The 249-nt window shown below is 48.6% G+C and carries 1 pseudogene; it reads left to right on the plus strand.

Annotated features, from left to right (window positions below):
• A pseudogene (locus tag H8K52_RS20930) lies at positions 1-249 on the plus strand (transposase); the annotation flags it as partial.

The following is a 249-nucleotide window of genomic DNA, read 5'->3' on the forward strand; positions in this document are numbered from 1 at the left end:
ATTGGCTACCTGTTCGGCATCCGATCCGAGCGCCAAATTGTTCGGGAGATTGAAGTCAATGTCGCTTATCGCTGGTTTCTCGGCTTACGACTGACTGATAAAATTCCAGATGCCTCGACGCTATCGCCGTCGTCGTTTTGCTGGTACCGATATAGAACAAACCATCTTCGACACCATCGTTGAACAAGCGATTGGACATGGACTTATTGGTGGACGTGTCTTTTACAGCGATAGCACCCATCTCAAAGC

The sequence above is a fragment of the Affinundibacterium seohonense genome (assembly GCF_014284305.1).
Lineage (GTDB): Bacteria > Pseudomonadota > Gammaproteobacteria > Burkholderiales > Burkholderiaceae_D > Undibacterium > Undibacterium seohonense.